The 26,670-nt window shown below is 44.1% G+C and carries 18 protein-coding genes and 2 tRNA genes; 12 read left to right on the top strand and 8 right to left on the bottom strand.

Annotation, left to right across the window (positions count from 1 at the left end):
- Positions 1-253: 253 nt before the first annotated feature.
- The 3 genes from gnd (at position 254) to WS42_RS07075 (ending at position 3,705) form a co-directional block, all read left to right on the top strand.
- Entirely contained in the window at positions 254-1,711 is a 1,458-nt protein-coding gene (gene gnd, locus WS42_RS07065) for a decarboxylating NADP(+)-dependent phosphogluconate dehydrogenase (RefSeq protein ID WP_046450906.1), read from the top strand.
- A gap of 33 nt (positions 1,712-1,744) precedes the next feature.
- A complete protein-coding gene (gene zwf, locus WS42_RS07070) occupies positions 1,745-3,208 on the top strand; it encodes a glucose-6-phosphate dehydrogenase (RefSeq protein WP_013612381.1) in 1,464 nt (487 codons plus the stop codon).
- Positions 3,209-3,288: 80 nt separating this feature from the next.
- The gene (locus WS42_RS07075) at positions 3,289-3,705 is read left to right on the top strand and encodes a DUF2721 domain-containing protein (RefSeq protein ID WP_013612380.1); all 417 of its coding nucleotides are present in this window, start codon (positions 3,289-3,291) and stop codon (positions 3,703-3,705) included.
- 312 nt (positions 3,706-4,017) lie between these two features.
- On the opposite strand, the gene WS42_RS07080 is transcribed toward WS42_RS07075, so the two are convergent.
- From WS42_RS07080 to WS42_RS07095, 4 genes are all read right to left on the bottom strand, one after another.
- Positions 4,018-5,121, bottom strand: a complete 1,104-nt coding sequence (locus WS42_RS07080) for an ROK family protein (RefSeq protein WP_022161111.1) — start codon at positions 5,119-5,121, stop codon at positions 4,018-4,020.
- An 84-nt stretch (positions 5,122-5,205) separates the two neighbouring features.
- Complete coding sequence (locus tag WS42_RS07085) at positions 5,206-7,890, bottom strand: sensor histidine kinase (protein ID WP_233434003.1); 2,685 nt, start codon at positions 7,888-7,890, stop codon at positions 5,206-5,208.
- Positions 7,891-8,261: 371 nt separating this feature from the next.
- Positions 8,262-8,335: transfer RNA gene (locus tag WS42_RS07090), tRNA-Asn, on the bottom strand.
- A 25-nt stretch (positions 8,336-8,360) separates the two neighbouring features.
- Positions 8,361-8,434: transfer RNA gene (locus WS42_RS07095), tRNA-Asn, on the bottom strand.
- Positions 8,435-8,785: 351 nt separating this feature from the next.
- On the opposite strand from WS42_RS07095, the gene WS42_RS07105 reads away from it, so the two are divergent.
- From WS42_RS07105 to WS42_RS07130, 6 genes are all read left to right on the top strand, one after another.
- The gene (locus tag WS42_RS07105) at positions 8,786-9,439 is read left to right on the top strand and encodes a type IX secretion system membrane protein PorP/SprF (RefSeq protein ID WP_087394994.1); all 654 of its coding nucleotides are present in this window, start codon (positions 8,786-8,788) and stop codon (positions 9,437-9,439) included.
- A 36-nt stretch (positions 9,440-9,475) separates the two neighbouring features.
- Positions 9,476-16,033: a PKD domain-containing protein gene (locus WS42_RS07110; protein ID WP_046450909.1), complete on the top strand. Its 6,558-nt coding sequence runs from the start codon at positions 9,476-9,478 to the stop codon at positions 16,031-16,033.
- A 55-nt stretch (positions 16,034-16,088) separates the two neighbouring features.
- A complete protein-coding gene (locus WS42_RS07115; protein ID WP_022159463.1) occupies positions 16,089-16,427 on the top strand; it encodes a hypothetical protein in 339 nt (112 codons plus the stop codon).
- 71 nt (positions 16,428-16,498) lie between these two features.
- The gene (locus tag WS42_RS07120; RefSeq protein WP_013612374.1) at positions 16,499-17,173 is read left to right on the top strand and encodes a DUF2461 domain-containing protein; all 675 of its coding nucleotides are present in this window, start codon (positions 16,499-16,501) and stop codon (positions 17,171-17,173) included.
- Between the two features lie 50 nt (positions 17,174-17,223).
- Positions 17,224-18,528 carry a phosphoribosylamine--glycine ligase gene (gene purD, locus WS42_RS07125; protein WP_022159464.1) on the top strand — a complete coding sequence of 435 codons (1,305 nt, stop codon included), beginning with the start codon at positions 17,224-17,226 and terminating at the stop codon, positions 18,526-18,528.
- 112 nt (positions 18,529-18,640) lie between these two features.
- Complete coding sequence (locus tag WS42_RS07130) at positions 18,641-19,576, top strand: DUF6427 family protein (protein ID WP_146752565.1); 936 nt, start codon at positions 18,641-18,643, stop codon at positions 19,574-19,576.
- 23 nt (positions 19,577-19,599) lie between these two features.
- Here the strand turns inward: WS42_RS07130 and WS42_RS07135 are convergent, their stop codons facing one another.
- The 4 genes from WS42_RS07135 to gldJ form a co-directional block, all read right to left on the bottom strand.
- Positions 19,600-20,934 carry a dihydroorotase gene (locus WS42_RS07135; RefSeq protein ID WP_022159466.1) on the bottom strand — a complete coding sequence of 445 codons (1,335 nt, stop codon included), beginning with the start codon at positions 20,932-20,934 and terminating at the stop codon, positions 19,600-19,602.
- A gap of 2 nt (positions 20,935-20,936) precedes the next feature.
- Complete coding sequence (locus WS42_RS07140; RefSeq protein ID WP_013612370.1) at positions 20,937-21,671, bottom strand: polyprenol monophosphomannose synthase; 735 nt, start codon at positions 21,669-21,671, stop codon at positions 20,937-20,939.
- Between the two features lie 31 nt (positions 21,672-21,702).
- Entirely contained in the window at positions 21,703-22,989 is a 1,287-nt protein-coding gene (locus WS42_RS07145; protein WP_046450910.1) for a UDP-N-acetylmuramoyl-tripeptide--D-alanyl-D-alanine ligase, read from the bottom strand.
- 75 nt (positions 22,990-23,064) lie between these two features.
- Positions 23,065-24,585 carry a gliding motility lipoprotein GldJ gene (gldJ, locus tag WS42_RS07150; protein ID WP_013612368.1) on the bottom strand — a complete coding sequence of 507 codons (1,521 nt, stop codon included), beginning with the start codon at positions 24,583-24,585 and terminating at the stop codon, positions 23,065-23,067.
- A 212-nt stretch (positions 24,586-24,797) separates the two neighbouring features.
- On the opposite strand from gldJ, the gene ispF reads away from it, so the two are divergent.
- The 3 genes from ispF to WS42_RS07165 form a co-directional block, all read left to right on the top strand.
- Positions 24,798-25,277, top strand: coding sequence for a 2-C-methyl-D-erythritol 2,4-cyclodiphosphate synthase (gene ispF / locus WS42_RS07155; RefSeq protein WP_013612367.1), 480 nt, complete (start codon positions 24,798-24,800; stop codon positions 25,275-25,277).
- 238 nt (positions 25,278-25,515) lie between these two features.
- Positions 25,516-25,761: a hypothetical protein gene (locus WS42_RS07160; protein ID WP_146752564.1), complete on the top strand. Its 246-nt coding sequence runs from the start codon at positions 25,516-25,518 to the stop codon at positions 25,759-25,761.
- A 51-nt stretch (positions 25,762-25,812) separates the two neighbouring features.
- The coding region (locus tag WS42_RS07165) for a DUF4934 domain-containing protein (RefSeq protein WP_046450911.1) at positions 25,813-26,670 on the top strand (858 nt) is incomplete at its 3' end.

Below are 26,670 nucleotides of genomic sequence, written 5' to 3' on the forward strand. Positions count from 1 at the left end.
CGCCAAAGGAGACGGTAACAACGGTTCTGGATACAGACTGTTGTTACCGTTTTTTTTATGTGCCAAGACTGTTTCGGAGGTCCGGGGTGAAAGTAACCTTGGGCTTTCTTTATCGTAAAATTCGGATAGGCCGTTGAGGGAAAAATGAGTTTTAACAATATTTTTTAATTTCTAAGGGGCGATATTTGCAAATTTCCTTTATATTTATAAAAATCTTATTTATATCGTATATAAACTTATAAATATTATCTATATGTATACATCTAATATTGGTTTGATCGGCCTGGCAGTGATGGGGGAAAACCTGGCACTCAACTTCGAGAGTAAGGGATTTACAGTTTCGGTATTTAACCGTTTACATCCCGGGAAAGAAAATGTGGTCGATCGTTTTCTTCGTGGCCGTGGTGCAGGTAAACATTTTATCGCTACTTACTCGATTCCGGAGTTAGTTGCTTCCCTGAAGCGGCCGAGGAAGGTGATGATGATGATCCGGGCCGGAGCTCCGGTCGATGAGATGATTCAGGAATTGTTACCTCATCTCGAGCCGGGAGATGTCATTATCGATGGAGGAAATTCCGATTTTAGGGACACGGAACGGCGGGTGAAAGAGGTGGAGGCCCGGGGAATGCTTTATGTGGGAACGGGGATTTCGGGTGGAGAAATCGGAGCTTTGACAGGCCCCTCGGTAATGCCAGGCGGTTCTCCGGCAGCCTGGCCGCTGGTGAAGGATTTACTGCAGGGGATCGCTGCCAAATTGGATGACGGTACGCCTTGTTGTGAATGGATAGGAAGCGGTGGGGCCGGGCATTATGTAAAAATGGTGCATAATGGAATCGAGTACGGAGATATGCAATTGATCGCTGAGAGTTATTTTATGTTGCGGAAATACGGACAGTTGGAGAATGACGAGATTGCCGATATTTTTGCCGGATGGAATAAAGGGGAACTCAATAGTTATCTGATTGGAATTACGGCCGATATTTGCCGGGTAAGAGATACGGACGGAGGATATTTACTGGATCGTATTTTGGATATTGCCGGACAAAAGGGTACCGGTAAGTGGACTGCCGAAGCTGCTCTTGAGGAAAGCGATCCGTTGACTTTGATCACAGAGGCGGTACATGCCCGTTTCCTCTCGGCCATGGCCGACGAACGCTCGAAGGCGTCGGCTCTGTATCGAAGTGAAAATAATGATATTCATGAACATGCCGGTTTACCGGATTTATTGCGACACGCCCTATATGCTTCGAAATTGATTTCTTATGCACAGGGATTCTCTTTGTTGAAAAAAGCTTCCGAGCATTATCAATGGAATTTAGATTACGGCATGTTGGCTAAAATTTGGCGGAAGGGCTGTATTATCCGTTCCGTTTTTCTGGAGCAAATTACCCGGGCTTATCACGCTTTACCCGGTTTGGAAAACTTACTTTTCGACGATTTTTTCCGAAACCGAATACTCGAGGCTTTGCCTGCATGGAGAAAGATTACGGCCGACTGTCTGTTGAGTGGCATTCCGATTCCTTGCATGGCTGCCGCTTTGACGTATTTCGACGGTTTGCGGACAGAACGTTCTTCTGCAAATCTGATTCAGGCGCAACGGGATTATTTCGGTGCTCATACGTATGAAAGGACAGATATGGAGAGAGGACAATTTTTCCATACCGATTGGAATGAAACGGGAGGGAATGTTTCAGGAACTTATAATGCTTAGTAGATGAAGTTTAAAAGTTATTAATCGAGGATTATGATAAAACCAGATGGACAAATATTGGTCATTTTCGGGGCTTCCGGAGATTTGACGAAACGTAAATTATTGCCTTCGTTGTATGAGTTGTTTGCTCGGGATATGCTGCCTGAAAATTTTGTGATTTTAGGTGTTGCGAGGACTCCTTTCTCGGATGAGGAATTCCGGATACAGCAGAAAGATAATCTGAAGGCTTTTTTGAAAGGGAAACATCCTGAAGCTAAACAATTGGATGCTTTTCTGGAAAGGGTACATTATTTAGGATTCAATTCGGATGAAGCAGCCGAGTATCATTTGCTGGTTGAGAAGATTGCCGAATTACGGAAAGCAAAAGATATTCCGGATCATCTGATTTTTTACCTGGCGACTCCACCGCAAAAATATGGCCCGATTGCAGAAGCGCTGCGTAAAAGTAAATTGAATAAAGCGTCAGAAGAAGGAGGTTGGAGGCGGATTATCGTCGAGAAACCTTTCGGGAGCAGTTTGGAAACGGCACAAGCACTGAATAAACAACTGTGTTCGATCTTCGACGAAGAAGATATTTACCGGATCGATCATTTCCTGGGGAAAGAGACGGTACAGAATATACTCGTGCTTCGGTTTGCCAACCAGATTTTCGAGTCGTTGTGGAATCGGAATTACATCGATTCTATCGAAATTTATGCGGCTGAAAAATTAGGGGTAGAAAACCGGGGAAAATATTATGAAGGGGCCGGAGCATTGCGGGATATGATACAAAATCACCTGATGCAGTTGATGGGGTTCGTTGCTATGGAAGCTCCTTCGGCTTTCGATGCCAACCTGATGCGCGATGAAGTGGCGAAGGTGTTCAGGGCTTTGCATCCCCTGTCACCCAATGATGTGATTCGGGGACAGTATATTGCCGGAAAAGCAGGAGAGGAGAGTGTGGTCGGCTACCGGGAGGAAAATGGAGTTGCGGCGGATTCTACGACAGAGACGTATATCGCTATGCGCTTTTTTATAGATAATTGGCGTTGGGGAGGGGTACCTTTCTATTTTTATACGGGGAAACGCATGCAAGAATCCCGGTCTGAAATCGTGATTCATTTCAAGAATGTTCCGCATCGTTTGTTCAGCGGAATTTGTCCCCGTTCTTCTTGTAATGAGTTGATACTGAAAGTGGATTCGCCGGAAAGTATTTCGTTGAAATTCGGGTTGAAAGTTCCGGGATCGTTCTTCGAAGTTAAACAGGTGAGCATGAATTTCGCTTATGATTCGTTGTGTAATACCTATATTGCTAATGCTTACGAGCGTTTGTTGCTGGATGCGATGCAAGGGGATTCTACTTTGTATACCCGCACGGATGCCTTGGAATTAAGCTGGCGTTTTATCGATCCAATCCTGAAAGAATGGGCCAAAGATCCGGCCAAAGGGTTAACTTTCTATCCTGCCGGTAGTAATGGGCCTGAAGAACGGAAATGGTTATTGCATTATTCATTATAAAAGGTAACGATAGATAAAACGGGAACAAGAGAACTGTTTTCCCGTTTTATCTGTTTTTACCTGTTTTCACCGTAAATTTTATGGAAGAACTGACCCTGACGACACCTTCGATTTTGTTCTCGGCGATTTCGTTGATTATGTTGGCTTATACGAATCGTTTTTTGGCTTATGCATCGGTGATCAGGAGCTTGAAAACAGAACACGAACAAAATCCGACCCCTATGGCACAACGGCAGATCGACAATTTGCGGAAAAGGTTGTATATGGCTCGCTCGATGCAAATTTTCGGAGTATCCAGCTTGCTGTTGTGCGTGGTTTGTACGCTGTTTATCTATGTGGGATGGCAATTGGTTGCTGTATATACCTTCGGAGTGGCTTTACTCTTGTTGGTGATTTCTCTCGCTATCTCTATCCGTGAGTTACTGATATCGGTGAAGGCACTTGAATACCGATTGGATAATGTAAAAATTAAAAAGGAGGGGGAAGAGAGTTGTTGAGTTAAAAGAGTTGCTGAGTTACTGAGTTGCTGAGTTACTGAGTTGTTGAGTTACTGAGTTGCTGAGTTGTTGAGTTATAGAGTTGAAGGGGTATAGATAGTTGGATCAGAAGAATTTTTTAGATACTGATTATTTAATCCCAATAACAGAATGATTCAAATAATACTTAAATTTACCTTCCTTTCACAAATTTTCCCAGATCAACAGCATGGCAATTTAGTCATTCATCAACTCTTTTCAACTCAGTATCTCTTTCAACTCAATAACTCAGCAACTCAATAACTCAGCAACTCTTTTAACTCTCTCAACTCTTCACTCCTGTCTATCGATTTGTTGTAAAGCGAAGGCGTATGCTCCGAGTGAGATGGCACGGCTGGCACCCAGTTTTGAGATGGTGATACCGATGCGTTTCATAGGGTCGTAGACTACTGATTTATCGGTTCCGTATATTTTCAGTTCGCGGGACCCTCCTTTGGCAAATTCGACGAATTCATTGAAATCATCCAGGTCGTATACTTTAAACTGAAGCCGGCTAATGGTTTCACCGTTCATGCGTTGTAGTTGTCCCCTCATTTCTTTTAATAAAGCAGGCATGATATATTTACGGGCTGCGGTAATTCCGCCGCCGATGACGATCAGGCCGTCGATCAGTGTTGCTGCGGTTGCCATAGCATCTCCGGCGATTTCTCCGTAGTCTTCAAAAGTTTTTAGGACGGCTTCCCGATTCCCCTCCCGGGTCCCTTCTGCGATATCGAACATATCTTTGGGTTCGAGGTTGTGATCGGTATCTCCGGAATTTTTGGCATATTCACGTTTTAAAGCATGGATCGCCACACCATCTTCACAGATCACGTCGGGGTATTTTTTATTTCTCAGGCAGAAAGTCTCCACACAAGAGTTATCTCCGATGTGCATTTGTCCGTTGACGGTAAATCCGAATCCGAATCCGGTTCCCCAGGTATATCCCAATAAATTTTTATAGCGTTTGGCACTGTTCAGACGTTCCAGTTTGGAGTTGATTTCGGGCAATGCTCCGGCAAGTGCCTCTCCGTAAGCAAATAAATCTGCGTCGTTGTTGATAAATACAGGTATCCCGAATTTGTCTTCCAAAAAAGGACCGAGGGCAACCCCATCCCGGAAAGAAGGGAAGTTAGGCAGATAACCGCCGATGATTCCGTTGGGATAGTCGGCCGGACCGGGGAAAGCAAAGCTGATGGCTACCGGTTTTTCATCCAGAGCGTTAATTACTTCCCGAAATCCTCTTTCCAACGTTTCCAGGCATTGACCCAAATCATGTGAATTGGAAGGAAGAGAAATCGGTTTGATCACATCCTGATTGCCCCGGATAGCTCCGAAAACAAAATTAGTCCCTCCGGCATCGAGGGTAATTACTGTTCTTTTATCAGTTTGATACATTATACTTTTGTTTAAGTTTATAAATGAGATATAAAAATATAGTCTTATTGCACCTACTAAAACAGGTAAAATTACAAAAAATCTTTAATTTTCAGGATTATTCCGTTTTTTCTCTGTTTGAGTCAAGGAGATCGGATGGGTGAACCAAAAGCAAGACCCTTCGCCCTCTTTGGAGTTTACACCGATTTGTCCTCCCATTTGTTTTACCAGACTTTTGCAAATCGATAATCCTAAACCTGTACCTTGAACGAAAGTATTTAATTTGACGAAACGGTCGAATATGACTTTTTGTTTTTCTTCGGCAATGCCTTGGCCGGTATCACAGACATAGAGTTTGAGTTCATGATTCGGCAAGAGTTCATATCCCAGTGTAATTGTACCTTGTGAAGTAAATTTCAGCGCATTGTTGATGAAATTCGAGAGTACCTGAATCACCCTGTTTTTGTCACTGGTTATGTAATAAACCGGGGATTGTTCATCGAATATCAATTTGACTTGATGATTTTTAATCTTGATACTGTAAGACCGGACAATCTCATTGCAGAGTTGATAAACATTTACCCGGTCGTTGATAAATTTGAAAGTCCCTGCTTCAATTTTAGAAAGATCGAGGATATCTGAAATCAATTGTAGTAACAATTCATTATTTTCTTGTACAATCTTCAAATAACCGAAACGTTCTTCCCGGTCGTCCGACTCGGCCAACAAATCGGAGAAACCGACGATTGCATTTAGGGGTGTCCGGATTTCATGGCTCATGTTAGCGAGGAAAGCAGATTTCAAACGATCACTTTCTTCTGCCCGCTCTTTGGCTTCGATCAGGCGTTGTTCGGTTTCTTTCAATTCGGTGACATCATAATTGACACAGATCATGTCCAGCTTTTGGGGATCATCGTTCATTGTGTTACGGATTACATTGATCCGCGTCCATTTGTTGCCTTCGGCAGTGGTGATTCTCAAGTCTTTGAAAAAGCTTTCGATTACTCCGGCTTTCACTTGCTGGATGGACTTCAGGATATAATCCCGGTCTTCAGGGTGTACGTGTTTGTATACACCGATGATTTCAGAGAGGGGCGTCGTTGCTTCTTCTCCCAGATTATAATACCATTGAGGGATCCCATAGCCGGTACGTGTCCAGATGTCGAATCTACAATATCCGATTTTGCTGACCATAGAGAACGAACTTTCGAATTCTGCCAGTTGGCTATATACTTGTGTGATTTCGGTATTGTCGATATTGATTAACAGGTAATTGATCAGATTTCCCTGAGAGTCGTAGAGTTCTGTTGCAGTTGTGTATATTTCAAGAAGACCGTTTTTCTTCGATGAATAATAATTTTTGATTGTAGAGAAAGGATATTTGATGCGGAAAGTAATGGCTTCTTTACGGCGCAACGCTTCGATAATATGTAAAGGAAGATTCGGATTTTCGAACAAATTGACTCCTAGTACCGTCTCTTTGTTAGCGATTCCGAAAATTTCCATATCTTTGGTATTCAGGTCTATCAGGAAACCGTTTTTGTCGTAAAGTTCAATTCCGGCCGGTAAATTGTCGTAAATATTACGCAGAATTTTTTCACTGCGGTCCAAAGCCTGATGAGTATTGAAAGTTTCCGTTATATCTGAAAACAGATAGATGACTTCGTCGGGACGGGTCATGTAGGAAATGAAATGAAAATATTTATTGATTCTGCTGACAAAATGGGTATCGTCCAGATAATCCTTGTTGGGTGACAGTGTTGTTAATTGGAGGAGATTGGATGAAAAATCCAAGCCTAGCGAGCTGGCCCGAAGACCGTTGAAGTTTGATTTTCCGGTGATTTTTTTAGCAGCCAGATTGGCGTCGGTAAACAACAGGTCTACGGGATTTTGTTGTTGATCGTAAAGAATCCGGGCACGTAGATAGCCCAATGGCATATGTTTGTATAGATTTTGCAGATAATCCCTTTCGGTTTGTGCCTCTTGCCGGGATTTTTGAAGCTCTATGCAAATATTGATGATATTGACCAGGGAAGTAAACCATTGACAATCTTCATCGCTCCACTGATGAAAATCTTCAACCACGTCGATTCCTACATATCCCCAAGCTCCCTGAGGAGATACCAGAGGTACGACGATAAGTGATTTTATCGATTGTAAAGCTAAAAATTCTTTTTCGGAAGCAGCTTCTTCCGGTAAGTCGTCCAGAGTGGATAAGACGATAGAATGTCCCGACATGATTTGTTCGGTCCACCAGACATTATCGGTGGTCGCCAGGTCGGTGATCAGTGTCTGTTCCTTCTCTATATTGTTATCTACTACTTCAAAAGTACAAGTCTGTGTTTTGATTTCGGAATCGTATTCGATGATATATGCCCGTCCTGCCTTGAATACCTGAAGAATATCCTGCAAGATTTTATTAATGATTTCGGATGTATTGTTGTTTTGCAGAAAAGACAGTAAGGTATATGAAATATTATTGAGCTGATACAAGAGATTATTTATCCTTAATGCAGCTGCTTGCTCGGATTTGGTCGTTTCCGGACTATCGACGATCTGTATCGAGCCTGTGATAATAGAATCGCCATGCGCATTTTTTTCCTGATGAAGTTTTTTGATATGAATCCAAATTTCTCCTTTCGGGCAAAGAATCGGGAAGGTCATATCGTAGACGTAAGGTTGTTCTAAAGTTGCGATTTCTTCACCGATCCGGAAACGGAAATCGGTACGGATCCTGTTCAGAAAATCTGCAAAAGACAATCGATCGGATGGTAAACCAGTCAATTCCATTATCTGTTTTGAAAAAAAATAGGTCTGGAGTCGGTAATCTGCTTTCCACCATCCAGTGCGAGTATCTGAGAGAATACGATTCATCAGTTCGTATTCTTCTAATGTAATTTCTGGCATTACTTTAAAACTTGTTTAATAATTCGAAGATGCGCACAATTAACAATAACGCACCAAATATAAACAATTGTAAGGAATTAGGGGGTTAAAATATGTAAAAGCGGGAACAATGGATAAAATGGAAAGAGGGGAAAGAATTTCAGCAGTTATAAGGGTTACAAGGGTTTCAAAAGTTTGAAAAAGGAACGCCGGGACGGACCTTTCGTCCCATTTTCGGAAAAAACTAAAAAAGCCACCTTAATAGTGGCTTTTTGCTCCTCAGGTAGGACTTGAACCTACGACCTACGGATTAACAGTCCGCCGCTCTAACCAACTGAGCTACTAAGGAATCACTTTTGAAGTAAAGAACTCTGCTCCTCAGGTAGGACTTGAACCTACGACCTACGGATTAACAGTCCGCCGCTCTAACCAACTGAGCTACTAAGGAATATTTCTCAAAAGCGATGCAAAGATATGGCTTTTTTTGAAAGTGACAAAATTTCATCAGAAAAAAAATGATTTTTTGTTTTTTTTACAAAGGAATAAATTAAAGTGATTAATTTGAAAGGAGTTGTAAAAAAGCTAAATTTGTCACGATTCATTATTCATGAAAAATTAATGTGTGTGGGTATTCGATTAATAATATCGGTGACATTTTTGTTACTGGTGGTGTCTGTCCGTTTACAGGCGCAGGATACGAAGGTATCTCATCCATTTATGTGGAAATCTTTTAATAATCCGGCCTATTCAGGTTTTGATGGATTAGCGGGTGTGAATATCGGTATGCAACGGTCATATTTTGGATATCTCCCCTGAGTTGATGAGTTTTTATGCCGATAAAGTGACAATATTCGATATGGCCGCCGGTATTTACGGTCAGACCGATTTCAATGTGGCCTGGCATGGGGTGGCTAGTTTGGAGTATGGGTTTTCTGTATATCATATCATAGAATCCACTCAGTCGTTTTTATCCGAACACGGGTCTGCTTCTTCCGAAGAAAATCTGTTGAATCGCCGGTATTCGGGATATGTTTCGTATGCACATCCTTTTGCTTTAGGGAATCAGATCAATACAGTGCTTTCTCCGTACGTAATGGTCGATGTGCAGTCGGTTATGCGGAATTTACAATTCGGAGTTTGCTGGGAGGAAGAACGTTTCGGACTGATCGGTCTGGGGGTCCGGGGAGATCAATTCGAAGGATTGCAGGTAGGTACCTTGTTAGTACATTTAGGAGTGAATATTCCGGGAGGACGTGATTCCGGATGGAAGATCGGTTATACCTGTGAAGTCCCGACCCATCAAGGGACGATGTATCAAAATACCAGTCATTCTTTATCGTTGCATTGGTATTACAGGATAGTTCCCAAACGTTGCATCCAGCGTTTCGATAATTCGCCGAACAATAGTAAGAGAGCCAGAATGAAACGGAAGAATAAGGCTTTTCATTTTTAAAATCCGCCGATCACAGGCGAATAAAAAGGATCAGATATGAAAAATCAGAAAAAATGCAGAAAAGGGATATACCGCTTAGCTTTACTACTTACTGTTTTGTGCTCGGCAGTAGGTGGTTATGCCCAGACTCAGGACGATTTGAAATTGGTCGATCCCGGCGGGTTTAAGTTGTGTAATGGAGATGCTGTGAACGGACAAAAGTTGACGGTTTACAATCAATGTGTGCATGAGGGCTTCAAAAAAGGAACTTTTAAAGTAGATTGGGGAGATGGCTCTGCTGTCGAAGAATGGGGAACCGAAGAGACGATGGAGCATGTTTATAGGGAATTCAAAGTGTTTAAACTGAAATTTTCCTGGACTTCATCGGATGGCAGTAAAGTACTCGAAAAAAACTATGATGTACTTCGGCTGAATAAGCCGGATGTCGCATTGAAAGTGAATGAAAAAGGTACTTGTTACGGTATGGAGTCTGAAATAAAAATTATCGATTATGATAAACAGACTTCCGGTACCGTTTATGTCGTGAATTTCGGAGATGGGCGTGATACGACTTTAACACAGGCAGAGATGATGAAAACAATGGGATCGGTGAAACATACTTTTCAGACCGATAATTGCCCGATAACGGTGGAATTGGAGGCTCGGAACGAGTGTTCGGACTACATGTTACCTTTACAGACGACCGTGACAACAGCCGTGGTTATTCCCCCGGAAGCGGCTTTTGATTTTGTAGCCCCGGGGTGTACCGGTTATCCTGTTCAGGTAATAAACCGTACGATTGAAGGACGGGATGTTTACTGTAATACAATAGCAGAATATATCTGGAAATTTGGAGATAAACCTTCTGTGTTCGAAAAATATCCTCAGGTGATATTCGATACGCCGGGAGAATATGAAGTACGCTTGATCGCTTCTACAGGGGGGCTGGAATGTTCCAACGATACAATCGTAAAAGTGATCAGTGTGATACAATCGCCGGAAGTCGGTTTTACAGTCGATAGGGATACCGTCTGTTCGGGCGAAAGTGTTGTATTTACCGACCATTCTAAAGGGGAAAATCCACAGTATTATTGGAATGTTACCGGTAGGCAGACAAATGATTTTGTTTTTATAAACGGCACTAGCGAGAAGTCGGAGAATCCGGTCATTCAGTTCAACGGCTACGGGGAATACGTGGTTGCACTGACTTTGACAAACGAATGTCCTCAAAATGTAAAAGATACGACTATTATCGTACGGAAGGATCCCGAGATTGTGGAGGTTACCTGGCCGGTGTCTTTATGTCCTGATCTTACTACGGGGAAAGCTTTGGTGAATTTGGAGAATTATTTCCGTCTCTATTGGAATGGAAACCCGAAAGAAGCAGTCTGGAAAATCGAACCTAAGGCAGGAATGACCGGTACGGTAGATTTTTTACCCGGTTATGAGGCGGATAAAGAATATCCGCAGGTTTATTTGCAGGCTGGTGCAACCTATGAGGTTTCCTTGACTTTGAAAGGAGCTTCGGTAGGCGGTGTGCTTTGTGGTGATCCCTCCAAGTTGACGATCCATAAAGAGTTGAAAATCGATGATCCTGCGATTACCGACAATATTGTTCCGACACCTGCCCCTGTCGGAGACAACATCTCGATTTGTGACGGCGAAACGGTTAGTTTTGAGAATCATTCCAACGGAGAGGGATTAGAACATTCTTGGACGATTAAGCCAATCACGACGGAATTATACGATCCGGCCTGGAATGTTGAATACCTGGCCGGTTCTCCGACTTCTGCCGAACCTCGGATCAGGTTCAATGGGTATGGAGACTTTGAAGTGACCGACTCGTTGTCTGTCCCTTGTAACTCGAAACGCATTTCTTTCCGGGTACATGTCAGGAAAGATCCGACTATTTTCTTGGCCGATTTTCCGACAGAAATCTGTCCCCGGGATGTATTGAATACGGAGTTGTGTATTTTTTACGAATGGTATAATCATGTGCCCGAAGCACATTGGGAGTTTACTCCGGATAGAGTGGACTTTGTGGACGGAACTTCGTCCGATTCGCCGGAGCCGAAGATTCATTTTCAGGAATCGGGAAAATATACCTATAAGGTCACTTTGCCGGAGGTGGGGTGTCCGGAAAAGGATGAGCATGGAGGTATTTTGACCCGGAAAGAATTGACCGGAGAATTGAAGGTCCGGATTTCAGGTTTGGATGTTACTGTCAAAGAGAAGGACAACCGGGATGAAGTATGCGAAGGTGGGATGCTTATCTTTACCAATTCGGCATCGGAAAAGGATCCTGAAAGTTTAGAGCTGGCTTATAACTGGGAAGTGACTATCCCGGAGACAGGGGAACCTCAGGGGGGAACGGCAGAGGATTGTGAGTTTCTAAAGGGGAATACGGAAAAGGTTGCTCCGATCACTTTTAAGAAATGGGGAACCTATGAAGTAACCGGTACGGTTTTCGGATTTTGTGATACCGTGTCGCGGACTTTACGAATCCGGGTGAAAAAAAATCCGGAAGTAGTATTGGAAGATACGGTTTCTTGTCCTGCCGGTTTTGTCCTTTCGGGTGATACTACGTTTGTATGGTATAATAATACCCCACAGGTAACCTGGCAGATTTATCGGCAGGACGGCACGGACCAGCCGGGAGATTATGAACTGGGTGCGGAGGGGTTGACGAGTCTGATTCCTCGGGTGGAATTTAAACGTCCCGGATATTATACGGTGAAAGCAACTTTGCCTCATGCGGGATGTCCGGCTACCGATCCGGTGGCTGAGGCGGTATACCATATTTATGATCCGGATATTTACGGGGATATTGTCATAAAGACACCTGTTGCGGGAAATCCTTCGGTTGCCGATATTTGTGAGCAGGAAATTGTCGTTTTTGAAAATACAATGCAGGAAGAAGCCGGTGCGCTCAGCTGGGAATGGGAGGTGGTTAGCGACGTAGAGCAGGGATATGAATATATGCAGGACGGCCAGGTTATCGATCCGGCTGTGGGGAGCAGACAGAAGGCTCCTTCGATCCGGTTTACAAAATATGGGGAATACCGGGTGAGAGTAGCTACTCATAGTACGTGTAAATCGCCTGTGACAAAAGAGTTCAGGGTGGTGGTGCATGGTATCCCCGATATCGAATTGGCATCATATATGAAACGGGTCTGTGCCGGAGACGGTATTCCCGTGGAAATGTCCGATTATCTGAAATGGGTGGATACCCGGAATTCAGCCCTTACTTCGAAATGGACCATTACTCCGGAAGTGGGATGGTCCTGGAAAGGCGGAGATCGGGAAAATACCGATTTCCCGGGGATATTATTCAATGATAATGGGTATTATGAGCTTAAGCTCGAGGTTTTTTCGAAATGTGCGGATGAGGGAAAACAGGAGTTTCTGACCGAAGTCAATGTGCTCAGGACCGAACAGCAGGCTAGCTTTTCTGTAGGTAAAGATTCTGTCGGTTGTACGGATGATCCCGATCCGTTTGTGATTACCCTGAATAATCTTTCGGAGGGGGATTCCCTGGCTTATACCTGGACGGTTACACCTCAGCAGGGGGTAAGTTTTGCCGAGGGGGATACGAACAGTGAATCTCCGAAACTCTTGTTCTCGGAGCCGGGAGACTACGATGTACGGTTAGCGGTTTCCAACGGTTGTCATCACGACGACGATTCGGTATTCCGGATCAAGGCATTTGCCATTCCCCGGGTCAGGATCGGGGATATTGCAGATCAGTGTGAACCTTTTCATTTTATCGGGAGAGAGCGGGTAGAAGTCGATCAGCGGAACGACAAAATACAACAGGTACATTGGACGATCACTGCGAATCAAGGTTATGCTTCCGAGGGATATACACTGGTGAATGGAACGGATTTAAAATCTTATTATCCGGATATCGATTTCAAAACCTGTGATTATACCGTAGTCGCAGCATATAAAAATCGTTGTAAAACACCGGGACAGGCTGTTTTTCAGGTGAAGGTCGATAAATTTATTCCTGTGATCCCATTGCCGGATGATACGATCTGTGAACTGGCAGAGGCCCGGATTCTTCGTGCACAGCCGGAAGGGGGCTGGTGGACGTTGAAAGATCCTGCAATTCCCGAAGCGGCTGAAGTGTTGTATACCGAGTGGGGAAATAGTTATTTTTATCCGGGCTTCGATCCCTATGCGCAAAAAGATATCGGATTGGTGTACCATTACCGGAACGGGGCTTGTATCGCCTGGGATACGATGAATATGCGGATATGGCCCTTACCTTATGTAGAGGCCGGTGATTCTTTGAAGATGTGTCTGAACAATCCACCGGTGACTCTGGTGGGAAGAGATTCGGCAGCGGGGCAGGTATGGCAACCCAACAGAGGAGATTGGAAATCGGGTCAAGACGTGTTGGCGGGACATTTGTTTACTCCGACTGTTCCGGGGGATTTTCAATTGTTGTATTATTATACGGATAGCCGTGGGTGTATGAACCGGGATTCGGCGGTGATGCGGGTACATCCTTTGCCGTCGACCGATTTTACGGTGGCTCCTCAGAGTTGTATCCATACGGATGTGTTGTTTACACCCGCTCAGCCTGACGGGAATACATTCGAATGGATATTCGGCGACGATACGCCTCATGGGATATCGGACAACGAGATCCTGCATAGTTATGACATGTACGGTTATCGGGATGTTATTTGTATGGCTCAGTCGGTTTATGGATGCCGGGATACTTCCGAAGCTACCCGTATCGAGATTATTAATTTGCCGCCTCCACCTTTTTTCGATGTCGATACTTTACAGGGGTGTGCTCCTTTCGAGGTCCTCTTTACGGTCGATCCCGATACCTATAAGAGCGATCATAATTACCTGACTTTTCATTGGGATTATGGTGATGGGACGAAGACCGACACCTTGATGCCTATCGTGCCGAAGCCTTATCCGGCCGGGAGCTGGGATACGACCTTTGTTGCCCGGATGACAGTAAGCAACGTTTGTGATACCGTGAGCTACGATACGACGATTACTGTATTCTCGGCTCCGAAAGTTTCTTTTGCTTTGATGCATGAATGGGAATGTTCGCCGGTATTTTTGGAATTGCAGAATACGACTACCGGAAATAATTGTGTATTCAACTGGACTTTTACCAATTCACGAACAGGAGAAGTGGTCGGAGAAACGGACATCCGTAATCCGGAGCATGAATTTACGACAGATGAAACCGCTACCAGCTATTTTATTACTTTACGGGCTGAGAATCGTTGTGATGTGGATGAGTATACCGATACCCTGCTTGTGAAACCCCGGCAGATCAGTGCTCATTTTACGCCTTTGGACAATCCTTACGCCTGTGTAAATCAGGAAATCTTATTCCGGAATAATTCTACGGACACCGTGTCTACTATCCTGAATACCTATTGGAATTTCGGGGACGGTAGTCGGGATACCGTCTGGAGCCCACGACATAAATACGATAAGCAAGGTACTTACCTGGTGAAATTGAAGATCGACAACGGCTGCGGGTGGGATACGATTTCTTCGCCTGTAATAATTTATCCTTTACCGCACTTGGAAATCAAAAGTGAAGATTATCTTTGTGAGGCGGATACATTTACCTTTGTCGTAAATTCAGATCAGGAACTGAAACAGGTGACCTGGAAATTGGGAGATGGACAGACAGGAAACAAGGATAGCCTGAGGTATGTGTACGAAGGATACGGTACCTTTCCGGTAACGGTTATCGGAGTTTCTGCCGAGATAAATCAGTGTACTGATTCGGTCATGAAGGAAGTGGTCGTTTATAACAAACCGATCCTGACGATCGAGCCGGTAGATACTATCCAATGTTCGCCTTATCTGTACCAGCCGGAGATTACCGGAGAGGCTTATCTGATGTGGGATTATGGGGATCGGTCGGGACTGACTTCGGCGAGGGAGCATTGGTATGTAAATGAATCCGATACGGTTCAGCGCTTCCGGGTGATGATATATGCCGAAACGGATAAGGGGTGTAAATCGGAATACCTGCGGGGAGTAGTTGTTCCCAATAAACCCAGAGCGTTATTGGACAAAAAGGTGGAAAAAGGAAATCCTCAAAAAGTGACCTTTATCAATCTTTCGGAAGAATGTTCGGACTGTATCTGGAATTTACCTGATAAGGGGACCTTCCATGCTTTCGGCGATCAGACGGTGGAATTCGGGGAGCAGGGGGTGTATCGGGCCGAACTAGTGGTAGAGAATGTATATGGATGCCGGGATACGGCGATTATGGAACATCGGGTATTGATCAAAGGATTGTATTTCCCGAATACTTTTATTCCGCATAGTCAGAATCCGAAGATCAACCGTTTTAACGGGATCGGGATGGGACTAGCCCGTTATAGGCTACAGATCTTCGATCAATACGGAAATAAGATTTGGGAAACCCGAGCCCTGGAAAACGGTCGGCCTTCGGAAGGCTGGGATGGCTGTAACCTCAAGGGCGAACGAATGCCGCAGGGAATGTATATCTGGCGGGCAGAAGCGATCTTCGGGGATGCCGAGGTCTGGACCGGAGATAATAATGAGTCGGGAGTTCCTGAAACGACGCAGGGGACGGTGTTGTTACTGAGAGAATAGGAAATCCGTTCCGGTAAATAATGGAAATTATAGTTTAACTTTTAAACGATAGAAGATGGATTATTTTAAAGAGGTTAACCTGGCAGTCACGATATGTGACAAAGAAGGGAAGATTTTGGAAATGAACGATAAGTCGCGTAAGACATTTTTAAAGCCCGGACAGGAGGATCTGATCGGTAAAAATGTGTTGGATTGTCATCCCGAGCCGGCTCATTCCCTGTTGGCCGATATGTTACAAAATCCCCGGACCAATGTCTATACTATCGAGAAGAAAGGGGTAAAAAAACTGATTTATCAGACGCCTTGGTATGTGGAAGGAGAGTTTATGGGGTTTATGGAGTTGTCGATGGAAATACCTTTCGAGATGAAGCATCGGGTGAGGGGGGAGAAATAAAAATAGAAGATTAAAAATAAAAAGCTAAAGGTTAGGAGGCTATAAGCTTAAGCGAGAGAGGAGGAAAAAAGATGAAAGGGTTGATTAGAGATATACTGACTTTTTTGCGGGAGTTACAGGAAAATAATGACCGGGAATGGTTTGCCGGTCAGAAACCCCGTTATCAGAAATTGAAAGAGGGGTTCGATGAATTGGTGGACCGATTGATTGCGCAAACTGCTGTTTGGGATGAGGAGGTGAAGAATCTGAAAGCGAAGGATTGTGTATACCGGATTTACCGGGATATTCGCTTTTCGCCGGATAAGCGTCCTTATAAAGATCATTTTGCCGCTTATATCTGTGGTTGGCGGGGACGTAACAGCGGACGTTGTGGGTATTATATCCACCTCCAACCGGGGTGTTGTATGTTGGGTGGGGGGTGTTATTGTCCGGAACCGGCTTTGTTGAAACGGATCAGGCAGGATATCTATGAAAATATCGAAGAGTTTACTTCGATTATCCGGGAACCTGAATTTATTGCCGAATTTCCTGAATTGGATACCGATGATAAATTAAAGAAAGTTCCGGCTCCTTTCCCTGCCGATTTCCCGGAGGCCGATTTACTAAAACATAAGCATTATGATGTGATGAGTGTAAAGCCGGAAGCCTGGTTCGAGAGCGACGATTTACTACAGAAAGTGGATGCAGTGTTTCGTAAAATGTACAAGTTTAACCGCTTTTTTAATTATACGATAGATAATCAGTAGTGAAGAGAGAAATCTTTATTATTTTTGCATAATAAAAAATAGATACTCATATGAAAGTCTTGTTATTGGGAAGCGGAGGGCGTGAACATGCGCTGGCGTGGAAAATAGTTCAAAGTCCGAAATTGGGAAAACTTTATGTGGCTCCGGGGAATGCAGGGACAGCCCAGTTGGCTGAAAATGTCAGTCTTGCAGTGACCGATTTCAGGGCTATCGGTGATTTTATTCAGGATAAACAGATCGATCTGCTCGTGGTAGGTCCTGAGGATCCGCTGGTGGAAGGAATACGTGATTTTCTGGAAGCCGATTCCCGTTTCGGGGGATTGATGATTGTGGGGCCCGGTAAGGACGGTGCTATTCTGGAAGGCAGTAAAGATTTTGCCAAACAATTTATGATCCGGCATGGTATTCCTACTGCGGGATATATGACGGTGACTCCCGATCGGGTGAAGGAAGGACAGCAGTTTTTAGCTACTCTTCGTCCGCCTTATGTACTGAAAGCCGATGGGTTGGCTGCCGGTAAGGGAGTGTTGATCCTTCCGGAATTGGAGGAAGCTCAGCGGGAACTGGAAGAGATGCTGGGTGGGAAGTTCGGCAAAGCGAGTAGCCGGGTGGTGATCGAAGAGTTTTTGCATGGAATAGAGATCTCAGTGTTTGCTATTACCGATGGTAAAGATTATAAAATATTGGGATCTGCCAAAGATTATAAGAGAGTAGGAGAAGGGGATACCGGATTGAATACCGGAGGAATGGGAGCTGTTTCGCCTGTGCCTTTTGCCGATGAAGAGTTTAACCGGAAGGTAGAGGAAAGAATTGTGCGCCCGACTGTCGAGGGCTTGAAGAAAGATGGAATCGACTACCGGGGATTTATCTTTTTCGGATTGATGAATAAGGGAGGAGACCCTGCTGTCATCGAATATAATGTCCGGATGGGAGATCCTGAGACCGAGGTGGTCATGCCCCGTCTGAAGACCGATATCCTCGAACTGTTCGAAGCGACGGCTTTGGGGAAACTGGCCGATTCGGCATTCGAACTGGACGAACGCTATTGCACGACGGTGATGTTGGTGGCCGGAGGATATCCCGGAAGTTATGAGAAGGGGAATGTGATTACCGGACTCGATGATATCGAAGGGAGTATTGTATTCCATGCCGGAACAAAAGAGGCTGATGGACAGATCCTGACTAATGGCGGACGGGTGATGGCTGTGAGCTCTTTCGGAACACAGATGGAACAGGCGCTGAAACAATCTTATGCTAACGTGGCAAGACTGTCTTTCAAAGATATGAGTTACCGTAGGGATATCGGGCAGGATTTGATAGAAGTAAAAGGTAAAAAGCTAGAGGCTATAAGCTAAAAGCTAGAGGCTATAAGCTAAAAGCTTGAGGTTAAAGGGGGAGAAGAAATAAATTGAATGATCGCGGGGAAATACCGGTATGAATGAGTTTTTAAAATCCAGACGGTTATATATGCTTTTTGTATTGCCATTCCTTGTAATGGCAATCGCTTTTCTTAGTGGGTATTTCTCTCTGGAGTCTCTCCAATCGGTGCAGGTGAAGGGAGTCATCAATATGGCTTATATCAATCAGCTGGATAAATCCTGGTTATCGGCAATCGGCTTTGTCATGGTGTTGGGGGTGGCCTATCTGATCTTTTTTCTGAGTGAACGGTTTAAATTGCTGGGACAAACGACGACCTTGCCTTCACTTATTTATATCCTGCTGACGTCGGGCATTATGGTCAATGTCGGTTTTGACTACCTCCTGATCGCTGTTTTTATCGTGACGGTTGCTGTATGGAAATTGCAGATGGCGATCAATGATACGAAAAGTAATGGTGCACTGTATGATTTCGGTTTTCTAATCGCCCTGTCCGTTGCTATTTATCCGAAGTTTATCCTGTTGATCGCTTGGGCTTTCGGGGTCTTGTTCTTTTCGGGCCGTTCTACCTTGAAGGATATTGTGGCTTTGTGGTTGGGAATTCTGACGCCGGTTCTGTTTATTGCTTTTTATTATTTCTGGACGGATCGTTTGGAATTGTTGCCGGCTATTTTTACGGATAACCTGATGGTCGGTGAACATATACATCGTCTGCCTGTAATCGATCTGGTGCGGCTGGGGATGATCGTATTGGTGCTGATCATTGCTTTGACAAACCTGTCGGCCCGTTATTCCCTGATGATCGTCAATCAGCGGCGTGGAATTCTTTCGCTGGTATCTATGATGATATTCCTGTCCTTGACGTTTGTGATTATTCCCGGCAATTATTATGATTTTATGTATATGTTTGCCGTCCCTCTTTCTTTTTTATATGCCCAGTATTTTATTTGCAGCCGGACCGCTTTATTCAGCAATCTGGTGTTTGTATTACTATTGGCTGCCTGTTTTCTGACGTATTTGGTTTAATTGTTCACATCCGATACGGGTACTTACCGTTTAAAAGTGAGTCGTTCGCCTGTACGGTCGGTATAAAAATCTCCTTTATCGTATACGACATGTCCGTTTACCAGCGTCGTTTGTACTTTATAGGTGAACGTTTGGTTTTCCAGGGGCGACCAGCCACATTGATAGAGAATATTTTCTTTTGTTACCGTCCAGGGGGCTTTCCGGAAAATACAAAGATCGGCCTGATAGCCTTCGCGGATAAATCCCCGGTTTTCGATTCGGAACAATTCGGCGGGGGCATGGCACATGCCTTCGACTATTTTTTCCATAGAGATCATACCGCGTTCGGCTAATTCCAACATTACCGTCAAAGAGTGTTGGACCATAGGGCCACCGCTGGCGGCTTTGGTGTATGGACCGTTTTTTTCGGACAGGGTATGGGGGGCATGGTCTGTTGCGATCACATCGATGACGCCCTGATTCACTGCTTCCAAAAGGGCCTGGCGATCGGCTTCGGTTTTGATTGCCGGATTCCATTTCACGAAATTCCCTTTGGTCAGATAAGCCTCGTCGTTGAACCAAAGATGATGTACACAGGCTTCGCCGGTGATTTTTTTCTCCAACCGTTTTCCGCTATCGAGCAGAGTCAACTCGTCGGCAGTGCTTAAATGCAGAATGTGCAAGCGGCTATTGTATTTCCGGGCCAATGAAGCGGCCAAGGCGGAGCTTTTCAGACAAGCCTCACGGCTACGGATAAGCGGATGATATTGTGGTGGAATATCGTCTCCGTATTTTGCTTTGTAAAGAGCTAAATTATGGTTGATGGTGGGCGTATCCTCACAATGGGTGGCAATCAGCAAAGGCGACTCTGCAAACAAACGTTCCAAAGCCGGAATACTATCTATCAACATATTTCCCGTCGAGGAACCCATAAAAGCTTTTATACCGCAAGTGGTACGGGGATTGACACGTTTTATTTCACCGATATTATCCGTTGTAGCTCCCAGATAAAAAGAATAGTTGACTAATGAAGTCCTGCCGGCAATCTCCTGTTTCTCTTCCAGCAATTGCAAGGTAGTGGTTGGCGGCACGACATTGGGCATATCCATAAAAGAAGTAACACCTCCGGCGGCAGCGGCACGGCTTCCTTCCCCGATGTTTCCTTTATGGGTCAGTCCGGGTTCCCGAAAATGCACCTGATCGTCGATTACCCCCGGAATAACGAAACAATGGCTGGCATCGATTACCTGAGCTTCCTGAAGCAGTGTTTCCGGAGCCTGAGCCAGGATTTGGGTAATCTTTCCCCCTTCGATGACCAGATCGGCCTGAAATTGCCGGCCTTCGTTGATGATAGTACCTCCTTGAATTACCTTTTTCATTTCTAATCTTTCCGTGGTTTTATTTTTCCGAACAGAGCCCGCATTTTCATGGTGATGACCCCGAAGACGGCTTCTTTGATAATGCCTTTACTCATTTTTGAAGTACCTAATGTACGGTCTGTAAAAATAATAGGTACTTCCTGCAACCGGAATTTCAGTGTCGAAGCAGTGAATTTCATCTCGATCTGGAAAGCATAACCTTTAAAACGGATCTTGTCCAGATTGATTGTTTCCAATACTTTCCGGGTATAACAGACAAAACCGGCTGTGGCATCATGTACTTTCATTCCGGTAATGATTTTTACATATTTTGAAGCAAAAAAGGACAATAACACCCGGCTCATCGGCCAATTGACCACATTGACTCCCGTCACATAACGCGAACCGATCGACAGGTCGGCCCCTTGCACACAAGCCTCGTAGAGCCTCACCAGATCCCGGGGATTATGTGAAAAGTCTGCATCCATTTCAAAGATGTAATCGTACCGATGTTCCAAAGCCCATTTAAAACCTGTGATATAGGCGGTTCCCAGTCCTAACTTACCTTTACGTTCGATGATATGGAGATTTGTGAACTCTTTTTGCAGTGTTTTTACGATTCCCGCTGTTCCATCCGGCGAATTATCTTCGATAATCAGAATATCGAAAGCGGGTTTTAAAGAAAATACGCAACGGATAATGTTTTCGATATTTTCTTTTTCATTATAAGTCGGAATGATAACTAATCTATCGTTCACAATATATGATTTTATATTCTATTTATCAGATTTACAGATATTCAACGATCCTTTCCAGCTTATTACCCCGTGAACCTTTTATGAAAATAAAAGAGTCGTTTAATGGGTGCGATTTCAGGTATTCCATGAACGATTCTGTATCTTTAAACCAGGTGATAAAGTTACATTTATCAGCGCAATGTTCAAAATTATTCCCGATGAGAAATATCCGGTCGAAATTTCCTTGCTGCGTTAAGCGGACGATCTCTTCATGAGCTGCAGCATTTTCTGTGCCAAGTTCGAGCATTTCTCCTAAAATGACCACTTTATGCTCTCCGGGCATCTCGCAAAAATTGCCTACGGATGCACGCATGCTGCTCGGATTGGCGTTGTAAGCGTCCAGGATGATAGTGTTACGGCCGGAACGGATCAGCTGGGAACGCAGGTTGGAAGGCCTGTAATTTTCGATAGCGGTTTGGATATCCAGGGGATCGATGCCGAAATGCATACCTATGGCCGAAGCAGCCATAGCGTTGTCAAAGTTATAACCTCCTACCAGGTGGGTTTTGACATATAAATCCCCTTTCCGGGTTTTCAGCGAATAGACCAGATAGGGGACGGTTTGTTTGATTTCACCTTTGAGTAAATCTCCTTCTTGTCCATAAGTGTAGCGTTTGTGGTCACGGCTGAGTTGCATCAGCAGCGGATCACCGGTATTGACAAATACTGGTCCGTTTTTCGGTAAAAGATAGTCGTAGAGGGCTTTTTTGGTTGCGATAATATTTTCGTAGCTACCGAAACCTTCCAGGTGGGCATGGCCGATATTGGTGATAATCCCGAAATCGGGATCGGCAATTTCACAGAGCGTTTTGATTTCACCCGGATGGTTGGCTCCCATTTCTACGATACCGAATTCGGTGGTTTCGTCCATACTGAGCAAGGTGAGGGGGACGCCGATGTGGTTGTTGAAATTCCCCTGAGTGGCGAAAGTCTTGAATTTTTTCGATAATACGGCATGGCAGAGCTCTTTAGTTGTGGTCTTACCGTTGGTACCCGTAATACCCAGAATCGGAATGTGCAATTGTTGTCTGTGATAATGAGCCAGTTGTTGCAGGAAAAGAAGACTATCTGCAACTAATTCGCAATCCGGCGATAGGTAATCGGCATTATCGATAATGGCTAAGGCGGCTCCCTGTTCAAGGGCTGCTGCGGCATATCGGTTCCCGTCGAAGTTTTCACCTTTCAAGGCGATAAAAATATCTCCCCGGATAATTTGCCGGGAGTCGGTGGTTATCCGGTGACCCCGGATAGCGGGATATAATTTTTCGATCGTTGTCATAAGCTGATGAAAAAAGAAAGGTTGCCGCTGGAATGAATGCTACGACAACCTTTTGTTGGGTTAATAATTTAAGAACTATTTCTGCGATACTTTATTTTTCTTGCCGCCGGTAGCATTCCCGACATGACTCATGGCACAGCGGAAACCGATGTCGTTACTGGATCGCTTCTGATTCATATAGCGCCGGCTACCCGGGTTCAGCCAATAGGCCCGGTCTTTCCAGGATCCTCCTTTATATACCCGGGCTTCATCATCGATCAGGGTGGTGATTTCCCCTTTTCCGTCGTTGTAATACATATCGTGAGTACCCCGGTCGTTTTCTGTGTTACGCCAGTCGATATCTCCGGAAATCCGTGATTTCAAATCTCCGTCGTTGAAATTACGGTTGTCGGCTGTACGGTAGTTTTCGCGGTTTGCCAGTTCGGCATCTGTCTGATTCCGGTAACGCATCCGTCCCAGACTGTCTTTGGGGGCTGCTGTGCCATCCTCGTTCAGTACCGGCGATTGAAATACATTACCCCGGTAGGGATTGAATTCCGCCATATCCTGGAAAGATAAAGTCCGGTATACATCGGCTACCCATTCGTTGACGTTACCTGCCATGTCGTATAAACCGAAATCGTTCGGCCAGAATGATCTGACCGGTGAGGTGTAGTCCCAGCCGTCGTTGGCCGAGCCCGCAACGCCCATATAATCGCCTTTCCCTCTGGTAAAATTAGCCATCATCCGTCCCCGGTGTTTTTTTTCGGCATATCTCACCCACGAACCGTCCCAGGGATAGATTCGGGAGTTGGATATTCTTTCGTCTTGGGTATTACCGATCAAACCGTAAGCGGCATATTCCCATTCTGCTTCTGTCGGCAGGCGATACTCCGGGAGCAATAATCCGTCTTCCCACCTTACCGGACGTCTTTCTTTACTCAGGCCTTTGTAGTTCTTTCTTACCGTACCGGTATATTGTCCTGTCGTATAAGCTTCCGTATTGAAGTTATTTTCATCTTTTTGATTATCGGGATCATGGGTCAGGATTTTTTTGTCGATCAGGATTTGTTCGTTTACCCTGTCGGTACGCCATACACAGTAGTCCGTTGCTTGTTCCCAGCTAACCCCGACTACCGGATACTCTGCATAAGCTGGAAAACGGAGGTAATTTTTCACCATCGGTTCGTTGTAACCCAACTGGTCACGCCACACCAGGGTATCGGGTAATGCCTTTTGGTATACTTCGGGATAGGTGGTATATACCCGTCGTAACCAGGTCAGATATTCCAGCCAGTCGATGTTACGGACTTCGGTTTCGTCCATATAAAAAGAAGCGATACTTACTCTTTTGGGCGTATTGTTCCAGTCGCCCATGACATCTTCCTGGGTACGTCCCATAACGAAAGTTCCTCCCGGAATGAATACAAGTCCGGGGCCTGTTTTTTGTGCTTTTACATTATTGTACTCGATCCCCCCGTTTTTACTGTCGTTGTATGTCCAGCCTGTGGTAGAAGATTTTTTCTTTCCGAAAATGCCTTTTATTTTCTGACAGGATGTGGCAGAAAACACAAGCAGACAACACGTTGCAAAAACAAAAAATCCATTATTTCTCATCTGTGGAATGTCTTTAGCAAATAGTTATGGTTGATTATAAAACACACGTCGTAATTAATCCACAAATATAGATAAATAAAGTTTTAGATGAAAATGAAATGATTGTATTTTTTCTTCAAAAGCTGTAAAATACCTTGCTCACTCTTCACTACCTTTGTAATTTATTGATAATTTTGCAAGGATAACTCCATATGGAGGATAAAGAATGACCTATGAAAATTAAAACTGGAATTGGAATCGATGTTCATCGGCTGGAGGCTGGTAGAGAGTTTTGGCTGGGAGGTATAAAGATCGGACATGAGAAAGGATGCGTTGCCCATTCGGACGGCGATGTGTTGATACATGCTATTTGCGATGCTCTGTTGGGAGCTACCGGCTTGGGAGATATCGGACAGCATTTCCCGGATACCTGTCCGGCTTATAAAGGGATCGATAGTAAGCTCCTGTTGCAAAAAACGAAAGCCTTGATCGATCACCGGGGATATGCGATCAGTAATATCGATAGTGTCGTTTGTCTGCAACGTCCCAAAATCCGACCGTTTATCGATGATATGCGGCATTGCCTGGCTGAAATCCTGGAACTGGATGTCGACGATCTTTCGATCAAAGCGACAACTACCGAACAACTGGGCTTCGAAGGCCGCGAAGAAGGGGTGTCGGCCTATGCTACGGTGTTGGTATACAAACTTTGAAAGGAAATAGCTTGATTGTATTTGTATTTTCCTGATTTTATCCCTTGTTATAATTTTATAACAAGGGATTTTTTTTGTTTCTATAATTTAAAATGATAAATATTTTGAAAATAAAATTAATTTTCTTAAATTGTGCAAGCCAGGTTTTATTCCTTCAACCTTAAATATCCGGGGAGTGGACATCGGTTCTAATTTAAAATTCAGATCTATGAAAACAAATTTTAAAAAATTAGTTGTAATGCTTGGTATAGTACTAGGTTTTACTTTAAGTGCGGGTGCTATTATTATGGGGTGGGGGTATATTGCCGAAAGTGAAATGCATAGTTTTCAGGAGAATTGTTCGGCAATTCCTAATGCTTATGTTAAAACGGACGGGAAAGAATATGTTGTCGATGGAGTGTTAAGTTATTATGGAGCCTGTGTTTGTCGGGTGGGTTATACCTATAATGAAGCACAAAAAGCATGTGTCGTGATGGGAGAATAGTTTTAAGAACATTCTCTACGTTATACAATTAAATTATAACTTAAAAATATCATGAAGGTAGGTGTTTATATTTTATTATTATTCTTTTTATTTTTTTCGTGTAAACAGGTAGAAACAGGGCATGTTACAGTAATTCATTTACAACCAAATGAGAAGAGTATTTTAAAAGTTTCGGATTATTTCAATCGGGTCGAGGCTGTTTTGTTGCGGGATACCTTTTTTTTCGGTGTGGAAGATTTTATCGAAGGTGCGGATAAATATATCGTTTTGGCTTCGGATCATCCTGGGTTAATGCAAGGGAAGGATAGATATTATGTATTTGATAAAGAGGGGTATTTCCGGAATTGTATCGGAACAGTGGGTCGTGGTACCGGTGAATATCGGGAAATCCGTAACGGATTACAAATGGGGGAAGATAGTCTGTTGAAAATAATCGATATAAATAAATATCTGAGTTATTCATTGGATGGAAAAGTAATGCAGGAGAGCGCATTATTTTCAGCAGAAAATAAAACTCCTATTCATACAAGTCCGAGGTATTTATGGAAGGACTCGCTGGTTGTATTCGAGGGGTATTCGGTTGTTACCGATAATCCGGCTATGTTGCGGGCCGCTAAGCAGGATAGCTCTTGTTTTTGCGAGATATACGCCTTGAAAAGGAATGAGTTGATTCATTCTTACTTTCCGAAGAAAGAAGCAGCTGAATTTTATGTAACTAATCTCGAATACGTCTACCAGGATACGTTTTGTTATTACTATGGGTTAGACCGGACTATTTATCAATTACTTCCGGGCGAAAAGAAAGTACGTTACCGATTCGATATGGGTAAATATAACCGGTTACAAACTATGATCGATTTTTATGAAGAACAAAAAAGTGGTGTGCTTCATGAATATCTTAGTCTCTCG

The organism is Odoribacter sp. N54.MGS-14 (assembly GCF_000980295.1).
GTDB lineage: Bacteria > Bacteroidota > Bacteroidia > Bacteroidales > Marinifilaceae > Odoribacter > Odoribacter splanchnicus.